The organism is Mastigocoleus testarum BC008 (assembly GCF_001456025.1).
In the GTDB taxonomy this organism is placed as follows: domain Bacteria; phylum Cyanobacteriota; class Cyanobacteriia; order Cyanobacteriales; family Nostocaceae; genus Mastigocoleus; species Mastigocoleus testarum.
Genome location: NZ_LMTZ01000095.1, coordinates 28277 through 46682, shown reverse-complemented (window position 1 = coordinate 46682; position 18406 = coordinate 28277). Strand labels below are relative to the sequence as shown.

Below are 18406 nucleotides of genomic sequence, written 5' to 3'. Positions count from 1 at the left end.
ACAATCGCGTTGCAACGGACGCACTGAAACAGATTGTGGTCTACCCTAAAATTGAAATCTAATCGTCGTAGCTGAAGTTAACCGGATGGAGTAATATTTGCAGCCAGGAGTATTGCAAAGTGCTTCTCTTGTCATAACTGATTATCCAGACATGATATTACTCCTGACTCCTGACTCCTGCGATAAATCCATCAAATTCGCTAACTTATAAACTATCCGCGCTCCTACATTCCCATCCCATTGTGCATCACCAACTTCGCAAACATCAAACCCAATAATTTTTTTCCCACTATTTACCAATTCCCGAAATAGACAAAAAGTTTGCTCTAACTCTAATCCAGAAGGAACCGGAGTACCGGTATTTGGACACAGTTTTGGATCTAAACCATCCACATCAAAGCTGATATAAACGTTTTGTGGTAAATAACTAACAATTTCTCGACATAGTTCAATCCAACTGCTTCCAGAGTAAAGCCTTTGTTTAATTTTTGAGTCGTAGAAAGCAATGATTCTACCGTTAGATTGCTCAATCATTTCCACTTCATCATGGCAAATATCTCGCAATCCCACCTGTACTAGTTTTGATATCTGCGGTATTTCCATTGCATTAAACATGATTGATGCGTGGGAAAATTTAAATCCTTCGTAAGCATCCCGTAAATCTGCATGAGCATCAATATGTAATATACCGTAATCATGATAATTGGCAGCTAATGCTTGGAAATATCCCAACGGGGAACTATGGTCTCCACCAATAACTGCAACTCGTTTCCCATCACTTATAGCTTGTTGACATTGTTGATATAACCATTGATTAACTTCTTCACTCGCTTGGTTAATTTCTGTAAGCACAGCGGTTAAATCTGGTTCAATAGTTAGGGATTGACCTTGTTCTAATCGTTCAATGATTTTTGCTGCTTGGTTTCGGTAATATTCATTTTTATCTACAACATCTTGGGGAATACCTATCATAAAAATTCCCTGTTTCCATCCATCAGAGTGATCAAAATCGAACAGGTCCAATTGTGGAGAAGCATCCAAAATTCGTTGTGGTGCATTAGCAGTTCCCGCACCATAGGAAACAGTAACCTCCCAAGGTACGGGAAAGATAATTAGTTTTGCAGACTCATAATCGAAAGGTAAGCCAAAAATATTACCATTAACTTGACCTACATCGCTGGGATCGTAATCTTGGAAATTCGCCATAAGAGACTCAGAAGGTATTTGACTGCAGCATATAATGTTAAAGATTTATCTGATGACATACTGTATCAATTATTTGCAGCAACCTAGAACGTGAAGAGTTTAGGAAAAAATGGTCACCTGGTAAAATATGTAAATTAAAGTCAGCAGCAGTTTGTGAACTCCAAGCTGCTAATTCTTCGCGACTAGCTTCTGTATCTTCTGACCCAGCAAATGCGGTAATTGGACAGTTTAAAGGTGGCTCATCGTAATAATTATAAGTTTCAATAACTGCAAAGTCTGCCCGTAACGTTGGGATAAAAAGCGCCATTAGTTCTTTATTTGCAAGGATTTCTTCAGGAGTACCACCCAAACAACGTAATTCTTGCAAAAACTCTGACTCTGGTAATTCGTAGATTGGTTTTTTAGTTGGAGGAAGTTGAGGTGCGCGACGAGCACAAACAAATAGATGGTTAGGAGATATTTCGCGATATCCCCTTTGGGGATGCGCGAAGCGATCGCGACGCAAACTACGAGCTAGTTCGAATGCAATTAAACTACCCATGCTATACCCTAAAAAAGCAAAAGGTTGCTTCAGGTAAGGAATAATCGCCGGTTTTAGCTCTTGAATTAAAGGTTCAATTCTGGTGAAAGCACTTTCCATTAGTCGTCTTTCACGTCCGGGTAATTGAATTAGGTATACCTCAATTGCAGGGAATAACTCATCAGCCCAATTGCGAAAACTTAGAGTTCCACCTCCTGCGTGGTGAAAGCAAAATAATCGTAATTGTGCATCAGGATTGGGTTTAGGACAAGTAACCCAAGGATTAAGAAATTGGTTGCGATTGTTCACAAATTTCACAAATATTATTCGCGGATATAGACTTCAGCTGTACGATGTCGGACACAAAACCCAGTTTTTCCCACTGATGTAGGTATTTTCAGTTTACAAGAGTGGGATACAGTGCTTAGCATGTCAATTTGAGTAAGTTGTGTAAGTACAAGAATGTAAGTACAAGAAATTTAGCAAAATTGTTAAAGTTAATATAAGCAATTACTTGCCATATAGCTTATGCTTTATGGGGTCATTGCCCAAATTAGGGAGGTGACCTGTCCAAGTAATTGTCTATAACCAACAGATAAAGGAAGTGAATTGTGAAACGCTATATTCCCAAGATATTTTTATTGGTGTCGTTCAGCAATATTCTTCTTTCTACGTGCTTAATATCTGTTGGAATCAATAAAGCATACGCAATTAGCGAAAGCTCTGGAAATAGGAATCAACCCCAGATTTCCCAAACAATTATTGCCCAAACGACTCCAAATAGCCAAGACTTGGAAATCCAAAGACAAGAATTGAGAAGACAAGTCGAGGCACAAATTCACCCAATAATTATCATTTTACTTGTCACTTTGGGCTTGATATTAGCTGCCGGGGTCGCAGCTTTAATATTTTTAAGACGAGCAGTGTTGCGAGAAGTTGCAAGTATTGTTACAGAACACCTGAAGGAACTGAAAGATTTAGAAACTAGAATTATTAGCGCAAATAAAAAAGTTGAAGAACTCGTTGGTGAAGCAGAAGAAATTGCGGATGAGTTAAATGATGAAGCGCAAAGTTTGAAAAAAGATATCAACGTCAAGCGAGAAAAACTATCAGAGATAGTTACACTGTTATCTGAATCCAAAGAAGAAGCATTAAATCAGATTAAGACGCAGGTCGGTTCTTTTCAACGAGAACTGCAAACAATTGATACAGATTTTGCAACTCAAGTTACCTTATTACAGACAAATACAGAAGAGCGCGGTAACTCAATTATTCAAAACCTAGAAAAATTAAGTACTGAATTTACTCCACGTCTAGAAGAACTAGAAACTGAATTACAAGAGCAGAAAGGTAAGGTATTCGAAAAATTACAAACATCGGAAACAGATTTTACAAATCAATTAAAAGAACTTCAATCTGCAGCAGAAACACAACGGGATTTGACTTTAGTTTCCTTACAACATTTGGCTGCAGATTTAACTCCTCAAGTTGAAGAATTACAAACACAAATCAGTCAACGCAAAGATAGCTTATTTGAAGAATTACAGCAGTCGGAAACAGATTTTGCAACTCAAATTGGTGAGATGCAAGCATCGGTGCAAACACAACGAGATTTGATTTTAGAAAATCTGCAAAAATTGGAATCTGAATTTGCACCGCAAATGGAATTACTACTGGAAAACATGCAAGGAGAAAAAGATACTACTTTGCAGCATTTCCAACAGTCTAGTAATGAATTTACAACTGCTCTTTCCCAATTAAAGGCTGATTTGCAGACCGAGAAACTAGAAGTTCTTAAAAGTTTCACCGATACTGAATCGGAGTTTGTTTCTCAACTTTCCCAACTCAAAGGAAAAGCCCAAGAGGAAAGGGATAAAATTATTACTGATCTGCAACAATTAGAAAATGAGTTTGCGCCTCAACTTGCAGATTTGGAAGCTAGCGCGAGGGAGAAAGCCCAACAGCAACAAGTATTAGCGTTACAAAATTTAGAGCAACTAGCAACAGAAATTACTGCTCAATTAACAGATGCACAATCTCAAATCCAACAACAAACTGAACAGACTCAAAATAACATTCAAACCCTAGAAACTGAGGTTGTTGCTCGCATATCCAATTCCGAATCTGGAGTCAACGAACAAAGACAGCAAACTTTGCAACATCTGCAAAAATCGGAAAATGAAGTTAAGAGTCAAATCGCAGCGTTCTTCTCAGAAATTCAGTCCCTTAGGGATGCAACATTGCAAAACTTGCAAAACTTACAAACTGAATTTGCTAACAGTGTTTCTGGTTCTGCAGTAAATATTAAAGCCCAGAAAGATAAAACTATTCAAAGTTTGAAACGGTTGGAAACCGAGTCTAGCAACCAACTTAATACTTTATTGGATGTAGTCCAAGCGCGTAAGAATCTAACCTTAGAAAGACTGGATAAACTAGAAACTGTTTTAGCTGAACAATTAGAACTGATACAATCCGATGCTAAGAGCGAAAAACAACAAATTTTGCAAAAACTGGCGGAAATTTCCCCCACGCAAATCGCTGAAAGCGCGATCGCAGAATTAACACAAAAAATTCAAACTTTAACGGAACCATTAGAAAAATTACAAGCAAGTAATCCGCAACTATTCTTAAATCCCAGTGAATTTATTGACCAAGGGAATCAAGCTTTTGCACAGCAAAACTATGAAGGAGCGATCGCAGCTTACGATCGAGCCTTAGAACTTCAACCTAATAATATAGATGGATGGGAAGCCCGGAGTATGGCACTCTGGGAATTGAAACGTTACGAAGATGCGATCGCTTCCTTTGATAAAGTTCTAGAACTGCAACCAGATAATTCCAATATTTGGTATCATCGCGGACTCGCACTCATGGAGCTGCGGAGATATGAAGCCGCGATCGCAACTTTTGGTAAAGTAGTTAAATCTGATCCCAAAAACGAGAAAGCTTGGTTTGTTTTGGGTATGAGTTTGGGAAGATTAAAACGTTATGAAGATGCAATTAAAGCTTTTGATCGAGCATTAGCAGTAAAAGAAGATTATCATCAAGCTTGGGTTGATAGAGGGGTTTTACTCGGAAAATTACAACGTCACGAAGATGCGTTTAAATCCTTTGATAAAGCTGTTGAAGTACAAGCAGATAACGGTATTGCTTGGATGAATCGTGGTTTAGCTTCAGAAGTTTTAGAACGTTATGAAGATGCATTGAATTCATTTGATAAAGTAATTGAACTTAATCCTTCTCCTAAAGCTTGGGATAAACGGGGTTATGTCTTAATTCAATTGGAACGAGATGAAGAAGCTTTGAGTAGTTTTGATAAAGCTTTGGAAATTCAAAAAGATTACGCCAGTGCTTACTATAACAAAGCAATTTGCTACGTATTTCAGAACAAAGTTAGTTTAGCTGTAGATAATCTCAAAAAGGCAGTTGAAATCAACCCCAAATATCGTCAAGAAGTTACAACAGATCCGGATTTTGAAGGAATTCTTAATGACCAGCGTTTCAAGCATATGATGAGCGAGAAAGAAAGTTAACAGTTAACTGTTATAGCAATCGTATTTGATTTATGAACGGGTGATTTCTGTAGAGCGGGTAAGGAGGGGTTGGGTATTCTCCTCCACAAAACACAAAATAAACTCACGCTCACAAAATCAAAAAGTACGATTTTATAAGCTTTCGAGTGTAAGTTTCTTAGGAGATGTTGCAGAGGCTAACGCCGACGCCGCAGGCTCTGCAACGTCTCTACAATATTTATTTTTACCTACGGTACCGCGTTCATCTTTGATCCGGCTAACACGAATTATTTAGGATTGCTATAGCATGGTTTGGGTACTTAGGTGTCCTGCTTCACTAACAATTAGCTATGGTAATTTTACTTTTAAGTATAGAGCTACACTGACACTCTTTTTATACCTGTGCTACCTTCATCTTCAGAGTTCGGTTGGGTTTAATGGATGTGGTATGACTAACCGTAACTCAAATTAATTACACAGAAACTTTCACTACAATTCATTTAATTTTGTAAAAAAAAGTATTGATTTTTGCGTACCAAAATATGTATTAGTAATGGTGATATACTGACAGAATTCTAGCAATTAAATAACTATTTATCGATTTAATTTTTTCTAAAAAATATAGCTATTAAGTAATAGTTTACGCGCCATTTTCTATTCACTAAAAACAACCTAAATAGCTCAAAATGATTAAATATTGCCGATTTGCATTTGTTATTACAACTTTTGTAATCGTGACAGGTATTAATTCTAAATCTGCTGCGATTTCTCAATTTATAAGTTCTAAAATTATATATTCACAGCAATTAGTCGCTCAAAGCTCTACTTCAAATACTCAAACAGAAGGAGTATTTAATAATGAACCAATAATTCAAGAAAAAACATCTGATACTCAAAGTTCTTCGCGTGATAGTGAATTTTATAATCTTTTTACCCCTATTTTATGTACTTTATTGGGGTATGCTGCAGGTAGCGTTGTAGGTAGTAAAAACCAAAGAGAAAGGGTAAAAGAGCGCGTTCCTAGTGAGAATTAGAAAATTAGGGTTTGCTGTTCGCATCTCAGCTATAACGTAGCGTTAGCTAAAAAATTTGTTGGGAAACTTTGGGAATCAATAGAGGAAGTCAGAATAATCTAGATACTTAAAAGTTACATGTATAAATTTTTGGAGTCGTTCAGCAGATCCTAATTAATTATCAAGCTAGAGAATAGAGAGCAAAAATAGGAAACATTAAATAGGGAACAGAAAATATACCCTTAGCAAGGCTTACTAATTTTTAAGTTTAATTACCACGGGTTCAAGCAACAAAAATTTGATTATTCTCGATAAGCTAAACTCTTATAAATTCAAGATTTACTGACCTTGCGCTTCTGATAAATTTCTTTCCCGTGGAGAAACTTCAAAAACGTAATAGTAGAATAATCCTGCTAAAAATGCACCCAATATAGGTGCTAACCAAAATAGCCACACTTGTTGTATCGCCCAACCACCAACAAATACCGCAGGACCTAGACTACGTGCGGGGTTAACAGAAGTATTAGTTACGGGAATGCTAATTAAATGAATCAAAGTTAATCCCAAACCAATCGCAACAGGAGCAAAACCTTGAGGTGCACGACTATCAGTAGCCCCCAAGATAATTAACAGAAACATAAAAGTCAACACTAATTCAGCAATAAAGCAAGCAAGTAGTGAATAAGCTCCGGGAGAATGTTCTGGACCAAAACCATTGGTTGCGAGGGGATTTGAACCAATTAGTTCAAACCCTGCTTTCCCACTAGCAATGACAAATAAAAGACCTGCAGCCAATATCGCACCCAAAACTTGGGAAACAATATAACCAGGTAGTTCCCTTGCGGGGAAACGCTTTGCTGTTGCTAAACCGATAGAAACAGCAGGGTTGAGATGACAACCAGAAATATGACCGATAGCATAAGCCATTGTCATCACAGTCAATCCAAACGCCAAAGATACACCAACTAATCCTATTCCTAAAGGATAAGAAGTACTTTCACTAATTTTGGCTGCGTCTGCGGTAAAAGCAGCTGCGAGTACTGCACTACCACAACCACCAAGTACCAGCCAAAAAGTACCAATTAATTCAGCTAAACAACGTTTTGTAAGAGGCATTTCAAGTATTTTTTAATACGGTTTTCAGATAAACCGATAATACTTAAAAGTATTAAATTACACTCAAAAACAATAAAATTTTACTTCGTTCAAAATTATTATTACAAATATCCTTCTGCTAACAGGATTTAATGCAGATAAAACTGATACAGGACTTAATATACTTAATACAAGTTATTGTAAGAGCCTGGAGAAAGATACTTTAAAATATTACTTGTCACAGCGAAGGAAGAGGGAAGAAGGAAGAAGGAAGAAGGTTTTATGTTGCCGTTTGCACGCAGCAAGCTGAACGCGCAGCGCGTCCAAAGTTGGTTGTACTCCTCCCTTAGCGGATCCGTAGGTAGCGAAGCTATAGCGTGACGTTAGTCAGAGGCTTCGCCGACGCCGTAGGCTCTAACCTTCTGGGTCCTGGAAGGACGGGGCTTGCATCCTTTCCTGTTGGAAGGAAGGAAGATTTTTTTGGAAAACGCGCTTATTGACATCTTCCCTCTTCCGTCTTCCTTCTTCCTTCCGACGAAGTCGGTCACGAAGAAATTAATAATCTCAGACTCTGACAACAAGCTCCTGTAGAAATCACTATGCTAATAACTTTTTCGTTAGCTTATTTTTTATATGCAACCATATAACGAAAAATATATTCGACTAACTCTGTATAATTACGAGCATCCGTAGTTGATTTTCCCCAAACAGTGACACCATGGTTGCGAATTAGTAAAGCTGGTATTTGTGGAGATGTCTTACTAAAGCGCTTTTCAATTTCTGCTGCAATTTGCGGTACTTGGAGATGATTGGTAAATACTGGTATTTCACAATTAGGATTTTCTTCCCATACTCCCAATCCTTTTAGCATTTCAAGAGGTGGTAGTGATAGATTATCTGAATTAGTAAATCCAGAAACTAAATTTGCTTCCACGGAATGAACGTGATAGCAAGCGATCGCATCGGGGAATAAACTATAAATAGTTTGGTGGATGGAAGTTTCGGCTGAGGGTTTTAAGTTATTAGCAGATCCTTCTCGTTCTATTCTTCCATCTGGGTGCATACGAATAAAATCACCCAATTGTAATTCACCTTTAGATCTACCACTGGCTGTAATCCAAAAGCTACCATCAGGTATCCGACAGGAAAGGTTACCCGCAGTACCAACCATCCAACCTTGCTGATAAAAGTGACTTGCTGCTGCGATTAACTCTAGACGAGGATCGACAAAACTTGTATTGGTCATAGAAAAATATTCAATGGTTTTTCGCAAGTCCCACCCCAACTAAAATCGTAGTGTTAGTTGGGGTATTTGACTCTAGTTCCACAATTTTTTGAGATAATCGCGGATTTCAAAAAAGTCATCCCAGGGAATATAACTTTTTTCTTGTTCGTCTAGATATTTCGCAAGGCGATCGCGTGCAAAAACCATTGGTGTCTGTAGCGCCATATTGAGATCGGTTAAGGAATCACCAATTGCTATTTTCTCATCACATGGGTACCGATCCATCACCTGTACTTTTGCAACTAATTCTGTTCCCCCTTCAAATTCCGAAAACACCTGCAAATATTCACTTGTGGTATTCACGTCGATCGCATGAATTTCTTGAACTCGGTTGACCAATTCACCCATAACTGTTTTTACTATTTCTTTGAGTCCTCCAGAAACTACAACCAACGGTACAGATTCAGCTTCAAGAAAATCTAAGAATGCTTCAAAACCCGGTCGTATTTCTCGATTTCGGCTAAAATCTAGAATTTCGGCGTAGCATGAAGATGGAATAGATTCGAGAATTCGTCGTACTCCCTGTCGCAAAGTTAATTTTCTGGTGTACATTTGGGGAATTAGTTCTCCAGAAACTTTAGGAGAAAACTTTTTCAGTATTGCAACAAAGGTTTCTTCAACAGTAATTGTCCCGTCAAAATCACAAAAAATTATCCGATCCACTTTTGTTCAGTTAATGCGCAATATCTACGGTACGCTTACGCTAGGAACGCGCACGCTTCGCTAACAGTTTATAGCTAACACCACACACCTTTATGGGCTAAAGCTATCAATACCTTTCAACTGTTCATTGTTCACTGTTAACTGTTAACTGTTAACTGTTAACTGTTCACTGTCAACTGATTCTGACTAAAGCGAATTTCTGTACCTGTATATTCTGGAACCCAACCTTCTGTATTACTGAAATAGCGTACTGCTTTGATCCGACGGTTTGGTGTTAAATAAAACCAATGTTCGGTTCCTGCTGGAACATTAATATATTCTTCTGGTTGGATAGTTAACTCAACTTGGCTTCCATCTGGACGTACAAACCCAAAAACCCCTTCCCCGTCAATGATATAACGAACCTCGTTGTCTGCATGGGTATGTGTTCGCTCAAATTTTGACAACAAACTATCTAAATTGGGTATACCTGGGTGTAAAGCAATCAAATCCCGAGATTGATAACCTTCAGTTTGTTTGAGTTGTTCGAAATAATTATCCAATCCTTGGAGTACCACTTCCTTTTCATCTTCGGTAAGACTATCTTTTGCGAGTAAGTCTCGTAAATGTGGTTCGTCTCCTACACTCCAATAATTAAGTGCGATCCTCAAAGATGCTAACTCATTAGTTATTAACTGCAAATCTGTATAGGAGGTTCCATCTTCTAGTTTAAGAATTGCCATCAATTACCTCGGTTGCTGAAAAATTTTTACTTTTGAAGAACCATATATTATATGAGTTTCTGTCAATAGCTATATTTTACTATCTATATAAACTGTTATTCACTAAACTTTTTAGATAATTACGATTAAATTATGGGTTGGAATCTTAAATTTTATATTTAGAATTTTAAATGATTTAATCAATAGTAGTAGTCGCAACAAAACTACATGGATTTAAAGTTTATTTTAAAATCGTAGGTAAATAATCTAGGAATCACATTTTATTTTTGAATATATATTTTGTAGAGAAATTCCAATAGTACTTTTATTTATGGCGATGAATACATTTAGATTTTTTTTAGTTGGAAATTTTTCCTTTACACATTTTACGTTTGTGAATTATTTAAGATTACTATCGCTTTGATAAGTATTTGTTTGGTAAGTATTTATTTGGTAAGTATTTATTTGATAAGTATTAATTTGATAAGTTAACCTCAATGTTTAATCAATTATTATGTATTAGCCGTCCGATTAATCAGTGGCTAGCTATCAAATCGATGATGGCAAAGTTATTGATGACGCCAAGCTTAGTAATTTTATTCATATCAGCTTTAATCTTATTACCCTGGCTCATTCCTAGGCTGCGACTAAAACGCGTACTGAGTACTTTTGGAACAATTATATTAGTTATTTATCTCAGTGCAACTTTACCTTTCACTGTTGCGATCGCCAATAAAGGGTTAGTCACATTCATCCCACCCGATCCAGGTAATAAAGTTGATGCAATTGTAATTTTAGGTCGGGGAGAACAATTACGTTACTCTCGAGTTAAAGTTGCAGCTAGACTTTGGGAAATGGGACGCGCTCCTTTAATTTTTGCTAGTGGGGTTGGAGACGGAGAAGAAATAGTCGAACAACTCAAAGAAGAAGGAATCCCCGATAAAGCCTTAGCAGAAGAACATTGTTCTCGAACTACTAAAGAAAACGCTTTATTCACTGCATCAATATTACAAAATCAGGGAATTAAGCAAATTCTGTTAGTTACAGATCCTCCCCACATGTTGCGCTCCATACTTACTTTCAAAAGTGCGGGATTTGAAGTAATTCCACATTCTAGTCCCGTTCCATCAGCACTAGTCCAAAGTCGAAAAGCAATGCTGGTATTTTATGAATATATGGGCTTAGTAAGTTATGGTTTGCACGGTCATTTTTTACCATCAGATGTAAACCAACAGGACCATCAACAATTTGCTTCGATAAAATCAAGAGATAATTAAAAATTGTTAAATTACGAAATATTATTTTTCAGGCATCAATTATACATGTCAATTGCTAGAGTAAATACTTAAACAATTATTTTACATACAGTTAACACCCATTTTCTTTGAGAATCTGGGTTTTTTATTTTAATTATATGAACACTATAAAATTAATTATCTGTCAATTGAATTTAACTAAAAATCATCTAACTACACCTATTGATAGACATATAAATAATTTCCAGTTAAGAGTGAAAAATTTAGCAAAAAAATGCTAATAAAAATTATGAACAAATAAAAAATTATCTCGACAGTTTTAAAGCAGGGAAAATCATGGAAGATCTATCACAACAGCCAGAAACAGCTGAAACAGCAGCACAAGAGGATACTTCAATCGTTGAAGCTTCCGCTGGGAACTCTGAGTTAGCGACCCAACCTGTAGATTCAAGCTCTGAATCAAAGTCTGACACCAAACGGCAGTTGATTGCCAAAAACATTGCAGATTTTTTGGGAGAAATACCTACTCGTGTCGGTGAAACTTACAAAAAATTCCAGACTCCCATCGTTAGTATTGTTTTAATCGTCACAGTTGCTATATTACTCAAAATCTTAGTTGCTGTATTCTCGGCTTTAAATGAGATACCTTTAGTAGAACCAATTTTGGAATTAATTGGCGGTTGCTATGTGGTTTGGTTTGCTTTTCGTTATTTACTCAAAGGTTCCACTCGGGAAGAGTTGAGATTACAAATTAACGGACTTGTAGAACAATTTCTGAACAAAAAAACTAAAAGCTCTTGAATTAACTTTAAAAGGATGTTCTCAAAGTATCCTTTTTGATTTTAAGTCGAGAGATAAATTAGAAAACCCCCAATTACCCCCTATTTTGGGGGTAAAGCAGGTTTAACTCCTGACTCCTGACTCCTGACTCCTGACTCCTGACTCCTGACTCCTGACTTCTGACTCCTGACTTCTGACTCCTGACTTCTGACTCCTGACTCCTGACTTCTGACTCCTTACTCCTGACTTCTGACTCCTGACTCCTGCTATAGTTTCTCAGAATTTGAGGTCATAGAATTTAATTTCCTAGAATTTAGTCGCGTTTGCAGTAAAACTTTTTGGTAGGATGGTCACTTATGTAGTACAAAAGGACTATGTAAGTTATGTCTAACTTAATTTTATTTTGGCATCGTCGAGATCTGCGTCTTGCTGATAATACGGGACTTGCAAAGGCGATCGCTAAAAGTTCTAAAGTTGTTGGGTTATTTTGTTTAGACCCAAATATTCTCAAAGCAGATGATGTTGCTTCTGTGCGGGTAACTTATATGATTGGCTGTTTGCGATCGCTACAAGAAAAATACACTCAAGCAGGAAGTCAATTACTAATACTTTACGGGAAGCCTACAGAATCAATACCCAAGTTAGCATCAGCATTAAACGCTCGTGCTGTATTGTGGAATTGGGATGTGGAACCCTATTCCCAAGAACGAGATCGTACGGTAATTGACGCTCTTAAAGAAAAGGGTATTGAATACCCCGAAAGTAAAAATTGGGATCAACTCTTACACGCACCAGAAGATATTCGCAGTGGTTCCGGTGGAGTTTACACGGTTTACACACCTTTTTGGAGAAATTGGAGTCAAAAACCAAAAGTATTTCCACAAGATATAGAAAATTTGGCGTCCTTGGAAAATTTGACAGAAGTCGAACAGGAAATTGCTCAACAAAATGGAACTGTAGAATTACCATCAGCGAAGGATTTAGGATATGAATGGGAAGGAGAACTAATTATTGCTCCAGGAGAAATCGCAGCCCAAGAACAGTTGGAAGAGTTTTGTTACAGTGCGATTAACGAATATCAAGAACAACGAAATTTTCCCGCAGTTCCAGGAACATCATTACTAAGTCCAGCCCTAAAATTTGGTGTAATTAGTATTCGCACAGTTTGGGAAGCAACAGTGGAAGCTTTAGAGAATAGTCGAAGCGATGAAACAAAAGCTAATATTGAAACTTGGCAAAAAGAAATTGCTTGGCGGGAGTTTTATCAACATGCGATGTACAATTTCCCTGAATTAGCTTCAGGTGCTTATCGCGATACCTTCAAGAATTTTCCTTGGGAGAGCAATGAAAAACATTTTCAAGCTTGGTGTGAGGGAAAAACTGGTTATCCTATCGTCGATGCAGCAATGCGTCAGTTAAATGAAACGGGATGGATGCATAATCGCTGTCGGATGATTGTGGCGAGTTTTTTAACTAAAGATTTGCTACTTAATCCCCAATGGGGAGAAAAATATTTTATGCAACGATTAATTGATGGGGATTTATCTGCTAATAATGGTGGTTGGCAGTGGAGTGCTTCTAGTGGAATGGATCCCAAACCAGTGCGGATTTTTAATCCGGCTTCCCAAGCCCAGAAATTCGATCCAGAAGGGGAATATATTCGTCAATGGGTTTCTGAGTTAAGATCTTTCGATACAAGATGTTTGTTAACTGGTAATATTACACCTTTGGAGCGTCAGGCTGTTAGTTATCCCGAACCAATTGTCGATCATAAAGTCCAGCAGCGTTTGTTTAAGGGATTATACAAACAGCAGAAAGAATTAATCGCTTGATATATTAGGATAAAATCAGGTTTACAAATCGGCTGTAAATCCAAGTTTTTTGCATAAACTCTGTTCCCTGTTCTCTATTCCCTGTTCCCTTTTATAAGGGTTCAGCTTACCGCGTTCTAAGTGTAGCAATCTTAAAAGAAATTGATATTAGTTACAGGCATTAAGTAAACCAATATTGAGAATTATTATGCTCAGACTAATGATGTAAACTTCATGATTTAATCATTTCATAGAGAGCCAGGAAGTCGAAATATGCCAGCACGACATATAATTCCGAAGAAGAAAAGTTGGTTGATGCTTTCGATCGCGGTTAGCATTGTCATTTCTTTCCCTTTTCCCTTCTTCAAAATTGTCCGTGCTGATGATGACAATTCAAGTTTTTCTCGCCACAATCACTTTTACTCAAGCCTAAAAACCAAGAGATTTTGTCGATACGCTCAGAAAATTATTGCTCAAACCAAAATCAAAGCTATTAATGTGGTGCAAAGTGATTTCAACTCATTTGTAAACTCTTTTGCTACCCCTTTCGAGAGTCCTGATGGTGATATGTTACCGTTGACAACGCAGCAACTTGTCACCTACGGAACTTACCCAAATACTGGGAGAACTTATCCAGAGATTATTTCCTGTAAAATGAAGAGCGCTGATGCTATCAAGTTTTTTTATGGGGAAGATGCAGCAGTATCTGGGTCCAGCTGTCGTAATATCCACAAGCGGATCCTCAAAAAAGTCTTCTCTAAACTGAAAATCAGGAATATAAAGAATTTAGCCTTCGAACAAGACGAGGTTATTCTTGAACCTGATATAGTTGCTACTAATGGTCCAGAGTGGCTAAACCCATTTCCCCCAGACTTGGCGTATTTAGGTAATGACGGATTGCTCCACTTGCAAGCAAAATCCCTACCTGTACCCAGAACTGTACCACCATTTGTCTCCATTGGACCCGAAAGAAAGGGCGTACATTACTGTCATCTAGCTGCACCAGAATACATTACTGCGTTGATAACTGGCGCTGTAGTACCTTAACTATGAAGGGATATAATTTAATTTGAATCTTCAGGACGCATTAAAGTGCGCCCTTACTACAAATAATGTTACAAAAAACAATTTGTAACATTATTTGTAAATTCTTAGCTAAGCTCCTGCACCAACAGCAAAGATATCAGATCCTTCAGGATTAGCTTCAGGAATTCCTTGAACTATTTTTGTCAGTGCAATATTACTATCTACGCCTGCCATAAATTTATTGTTAACTAAATTGGAAAAAGTGGTAACATCACTAAACCAATTTTCAATAGTTTGAGTAATGAAACTGAGTTTTTCCTCCGAGTTATTACCAGTAATTTGATGACTGAAATTACCGCTAAAAATCACAATTGGAATAGCTTTATCTTTTTGACGCAACTCAGCTTGAGTGATATTTAAAGCAACGGGAATATCTTGTAATTTATAAACCAAATTTAAAGATGCTTGCATGGGTACTTCCCCTTCCTCTTTCCAAGCACCCTCAGATAATAGATGCTTGGTAATAAAGTTGCGAGCTGCATCCTCCATAGTAAAAGCAACAAAGCCTCTAGGATTAATCCCTATCGCTTGAAAATCCATATTAGGTAATACTTGAGCATATTTTTGAGCAATCTTTGCAACTGAAACAGTTGCTGTTGTTTTATCCGCAATTGGTTCGGCAAAAATCACTCTATTAGGTTCACCTACAATGCTGACACCATTTTTAAAGCTAATACGCGTAAAATTATTGCTGAATACTGGCTTTCCAGCAAATTCCCATTCTGCAGGGACAATACCGCTATATTTGAGAAAATCTGGATTTAAAATAGAAGGGTTTTGGTTTTTCGCCGCAACAACGATTACTAGTTCTTGAATAGTTAATGGTTGGCTCATGCTATCTACCATATTAATTGATTTAACTGTAGTTTTACTCGTCAAAGCCAAATAAAAGTAAAATACTATACTAGTAAATCATAAATAATACATTAAATGTAGCAAGGGAAATACTTACTTAAAATCTAATGAAAGAGAATGAGATACAGGGATAACCCAAATCTGCACAAACACACTAAATATCCTCTGTTCTTTACTAGATTATAAGTTTTTAATTTCTTATCTTGAGATAGAAATGATTATGAATATGTCATCTTTGCACGAACGTAAAATCAATTTTTACAGTTTTTGCATTTTATTAGTCGAATTACTTTTAACTATAGATTTAGGCAGATATTTACGTATAACTGCCATGACTTTATCTGTAACTATAGGTTTAGTTATAAAATCAGTAGAACCAACAACCTTAGCACGAATTCGGTCAAACAATCCATCACTACCGGTTAAGATAATGACAGGTGTTTTTGCAAATTCAGATACTCTTCTAATTTGAGAACAAACTTCATATCCATTAACTACTGGCATCATTAAATCTAAGAAAATCATGTCAGGTTTATGTTGAATTAAAATTGGTAAGGCTTGGATTGTATCCTGTATTTTAAGAAAATCCATATCATTTGATGTGATGATTTTCTCCATGGTTTTACATATTTGTAAGCTATCATCTATACAAGCAATTAAAGGTTGTTTAGATTTCTTAGATGAAATAGAATTGGAAGGTTTTTTCTTTTCTTTATTTTTTGCTTCAGTAGGTAATGGTAAATCTGAAATTTTGTTAAGTATAATTAATTCTTTGAGAACAAATGGTATTAAATCTGAAGCAACTTTAAGAACATCAGAATTTAGTTTTAAAGCTAAATCTTGGAGGGTATTCTGTCCATTCAGTAAGGGAGCTAAGTTAGTATATAGTTCTGGATTAATCTCTTTTTTGAATAACTCTTGTTCTCTTAACATAGGTGATAAGTTAGGAGAAAAGGAAGCTAAACCAGCGTCAGACCAATCTTCCCATTCACGTTCCATACGTGTTAAAAAAACTTTAGTACTAATAAAATTAATTGGGACATTGAGTACAACTTTAGGTTTTCGGTCGCAACGAATAAAACTGAAGTTTGCTTGTTGTATAACTTCAAATAATAACTCTGCAACAATATTTTTAGCGATCGCATCTACTTGTCTGGGTTCTACTTCTTCTCTTTTATATATATTTATAAGTAATTTATAGTCCCAATATTCAAGAGCAACTTGCTCAGCAGTTAACTTAATTCTATCGAGATTAATTTGAGGACAATATTTTGTCATTAATCTGCGCCAACGCCGATGAGGATGAGTTCCTCCAGTCGCCCAAATAATGCGTCCAAATCTATAGTAAAAACTCCATTTCTGTTTATTCTGAGATTTAATTTCTAATTTCCCCGTATATTTAAGTTGAGTACAAATTTTAATTTCTTCTATTGGATCTGTATAAAAATTTGGCTGTGAATGCGACATGATAATCTCTTAATCTTAAATAAGATAATAAATTTGCAAAACTTCAACTAAAGATTTACTATTAAATCTCAAAGATAACTCTGTCGATCAATTTTAATCGGTACGCTACGTCATACTTTGTGGAAATATAAGAGTGAATGATTTTTCCATATTTATTAAAAATCATGAAATTTTATTTTCTTCCCAGTGTTAATTCCTAGGTTTATTACTTTCTAGTTTTATTTATTACTAAAAAAATAGCCCTAGAGAAATTACGGCATTGTTGAAACATATAAGATAAAAGTGGGAATACTAAATCTATAGCTTAGAAAGCAGCGAGCGGTTTAGCTGGTCTGATTTGTTCTAATCTTCGATGCAGAAATTGTTTGTGCATCGATCCCCATGACCTCCTAATCTTCGCTTACTAAAGATAACATAAGAGTATAATCTATGACTTTTCAAACCAGGGAAGAAGTACGCGAACGGCTCGGTAATATTGACCAAATCCGAGATATCATTTTTGGTGCACAAATTAGAGACTATGAAAACCGCTTTGTTCAACTAGAATCAGATATATCGCGCTTACAGCAAGAAATGCACTCCCAGGTTGAACAACTCAAATCCAGTTTTAGTATCGAAATAAAAGCTGTAACAGAAGCATTAGATAAAAAAATAAAATCTATAGCTTTGACGACTCAAGAAGAATCTGTAGATTTACGTCAGCAAGTAGATAGATTAAATCGTAAATTTTCCAGCAGTATCCAGTCCCTTGATGAAGCATTAGATATTCAAACAACTTCGGTGCGTCAAGAAGGATCCCAAACAAAAATGCAGTTAGAAGATGAGATTAAAGCACTGAGAGATTTAGTTTTGGAAGAAATGGAAAAACATTTTTCCCAATTAAGTAAAACTAAAGTCTCTAAAGATGATATTGCTGAAACTTTATTTGCTTTGGGAATGCGCTTAAAAGAAACAGAATTTATCCCAATGTTACGAGAAGCAAGCGATGAAATCAATGGTTATAACTCAACTCCAATATTGAAAGCAAACGAAGAAAAATTTTCTGATATATTGGGTCGTTCTCATAGATCTAACGATTTGAGTTCTTAAATCAAAATAGTTGGCAGTTAAGCTGTTAACTGTTAACTATTCAATATTTAAATATTTAGTATATAAA

Annotated in this window: 15 protein-coding genes; 7 read left to right on the top strand and 8 right to left on the bottom strand. The window is 36.4% G+C overall.

Going from position 1 to position 18406, the window contains the following annotated elements:
* Nucleotides 1–141 precede the first annotated feature (141 nt).
* Together BC008_RS19860 and BC008_RS19855 are read right to left on the bottom strand one after the other, a co-directional pair.
* Nucleotides 142–1206, bottom strand: a complete 1065-nt coding sequence (locus tag BC008_RS19860; protein WP_027846046.1) for an agmatinase family protein — start codon at nt 1204–1206, stop codon at nt 142–144.
* A gap of 37 nt (nt 1207–1243) precedes the next feature.
* On the bottom strand, nt 1244–2035 hold the full coding sequence (locus tag BC008_RS19855; RefSeq protein WP_027846045.1) for a thioesterase II family protein: 792 nt from the start codon (nt 2033–2035) through the stop codon (nt 1244–1246).
* A gap of 302 nt (nt 2036–2337) precedes the next feature.
* On the opposite strand from BC008_RS19855, the gene BC008_RS19850 reads away from it, so the two are divergent.
* Together BC008_RS19850 and BC008_RS19845 are read left to right on the top strand one after the other, a co-directional pair.
* A complete protein-coding gene (locus BC008_RS19850; RefSeq protein WP_036267939.1) occupies nt 2338–5259 on the top strand; it encodes a tetratricopeptide repeat protein in 2922 nt (973 codons plus the stop codon).
* Between the two features lie 713 nt (nt 5260–5972).
* Nucleotides 5973–6272, top strand: a complete 300-nt coding sequence (locus BC008_RS19845; protein WP_153009624.1) for a hypothetical protein — start codon at nt 5973–5975, stop codon at nt 6270–6272.
* Nucleotides 6273–6590: 318 nt separating this feature from the next.
* Here the strand turns inward: BC008_RS19845 and aqpZ are convergent, their stop codons facing one another.
* The 4 genes from aqpZ to BC008_RS19825 form a co-directional block, all read right to left on the bottom strand.
* On the bottom strand, nt 6591–7367 hold the full coding sequence (aqpZ, locus tag BC008_RS19840) for an aquaporin Z (protein WP_027846937.1): 777 nt from the start codon (nt 7365–7367) through the stop codon (nt 6591–6593).
* A gap of 601 nt (nt 7368–7968) precedes the next feature.
* Entirely contained in the window at nt 7969–8592 is a 624-nt protein-coding gene (gene mtnB, locus BC008_RS19835) for a methylthioribulose 1-phosphate dehydratase (protein WP_027846627.1), read from the bottom strand.
* Nucleotides 8593–8664: 72 nt separating this feature from the next.
* Nucleotides 8665–9294, bottom strand: coding sequence for an HAD-IB family phosphatase (locus tag BC008_RS19830; protein ID WP_027846628.1), 630 nt, complete (start codon nt 9292–9294; stop codon nt 8665–8667).
* Between the two features lie 158 nt (nt 9295–9452).
* Nucleotides 9453–10016: a 1,2-dihydroxy-3-keto-5-methylthiopentene dioxygenase gene (locus BC008_RS19825; RefSeq protein WP_027846629.1), complete on the bottom strand. Its 564-nt coding sequence runs from the start codon at nt 10014–10016 to the stop codon at nt 9453–9455.
* Nucleotides 10017–10492: 476 nt separating this feature from the next.
* Between BC008_RS19825 and BC008_RS19820 the strand changes: the two genes are divergently transcribed.
* The 4 genes from BC008_RS19820 to BC008_RS19805 all read left to right on the top strand — a co-directional run bounded on the left by BC008_RS19820 (nt 10493) and on the right by BC008_RS19805 (nt 14889).
* Complete coding sequence (locus tag BC008_RS19820; RefSeq protein WP_027846630.1) at nt 10493–11272, top strand: YdcF family protein; 780 nt, start codon at nt 10493–10495, stop codon at nt 11270–11272.
* Nucleotides 11273–11587: 315 nt separating this feature from the next.
* The gene (locus BC008_RS19815) at nt 11588–12052 is read left to right on the top strand and encodes a CAAD domain-containing protein (RefSeq protein ID WP_027846631.1); all 465 of its coding nucleotides are present in this window, start codon (nt 11588–11590) and stop codon (nt 12050–12052) included.
* 362 nt (nt 12053–12414) lie between these two features.
* Entirely contained in the window at nt 12415–13863 is a 1449-nt protein-coding gene (locus BC008_RS19810) for an FAD-binding domain-containing protein (RefSeq protein ID WP_027844721.1), read from the top strand.
* A gap of 252 nt (nt 13864–14115) precedes the next feature.
* On the top strand, nt 14116–14889 hold the full coding sequence (locus BC008_RS19805; RefSeq protein WP_027844720.1) for a hypothetical protein: 774 nt from the start codon (nt 14116–14118) through the stop codon (nt 14887–14889).
* Nucleotides 14890–14997: 108 nt separating this feature from the next.
* Here BC008_RS19805 and BC008_RS19800 read toward each other — a convergent pair whose 3' ends face one another.
* Together BC008_RS19800 and BC008_RS19795 are read right to left on the bottom strand one after the other, a co-directional pair.
* The gene (locus BC008_RS19800; RefSeq protein ID WP_063800787.1) at nt 14998–15762 is read right to left on the bottom strand and encodes a hypothetical protein; all 765 of its coding nucleotides are present in this window, start codon (nt 15760–15762) and stop codon (nt 14998–15000) included.
* Nucleotides 15763–16041: 279 nt separating this feature from the next.
* The gene (locus tag BC008_RS19795; protein ID WP_027844719.1) at nt 16042–17250 is read right to left on the bottom strand and encodes a response regulator; all 1209 of its coding nucleotides are present in this window, start codon (nt 17248–17250) and stop codon (nt 16042–16044) included.
* Nucleotides 17251–17679: 429 nt separating this feature from the next.
* Between BC008_RS19795 and BC008_RS19790 the strand changes: the two genes are divergently transcribed.
* Entirely contained in the window at nt 17680–18339 is a 660-nt protein-coding gene (locus tag BC008_RS19790; RefSeq protein WP_027844718.1) for a hypothetical protein, read from the top strand.
* Nucleotides 18340–18406 lie beyond the last annotated feature (67 nt).

Coding starts and splice junctions, on each gene's coding strand:
- BC008_RS19860 (WP_027846046.1), bottom strand. CDS start 1,206: ATGGCGAATTTCCAAGATTACGATCCCAGCGATGTAGGTCAAGTTAAT.
- aqpZ (WP_027846937.1), bottom strand. CDS start 7,367: ATGCCTCTTACAAAACGTTGTTTAGCTGAATTAATTGGTACTTTTTGG.
- mtnB (WP_027846627.1), bottom strand. CDS start 8,592: ATGACCAATACAAGTTTTGTCGATCCTCGTCTAGAGTTAATCGCAGCA.
- BC008_RS19825 (WP_027846629.1), bottom strand. CDS start 10,016: ATGGCAATTCTTAAACTAGAAGATGGAACCTCCTATACAGATTTGCAG.
- BC008_RS19820 (WP_027846630.1), top strand. CDS start 10,493: ATGTTTAATCAATTATTATGTATTAGCCGTCCGATTAATCAGTGGCTA.
- BC008_RS19815 (WP_027846631.1), top strand. CDS start 11,588: ATGGAAGATCTATCACAACAGCCAGAAACAGCTGAAACAGCAGCACAA.
- BC008_RS19810 (WP_027844721.1), top strand. CDS start 12,415: ATGTCTAACTTAATTTTATTTTGGCATCGTCGAGATCTGCGTCTTGCT.
- BC008_RS19805 (WP_027844720.1), top strand. CDS start 14,116: ATGCCAGCACGACATATAATTCCGAAGAAGAAAAGTTGGTTGATGCTT.
- BC008_RS19800 (WP_063800787.1), bottom strand. CDS start 15,762: ATGAGCCAACCATTAACTATTCAAGAACTAGTAATCGTTGTTGCGGCG.
- BC008_RS19795 (WP_027844719.1), bottom strand. CDS start 17,250: ATGTCGCATTCACAGCCAAATTTTTATACAGATCCAATAGAAGAAATT.
- BC008_RS19790 (WP_027844718.1), top strand. CDS start 17,680: ATGACTTTTCAAACCAGGGAAGAAGTACGCGAACGGCTCGGTAATATT.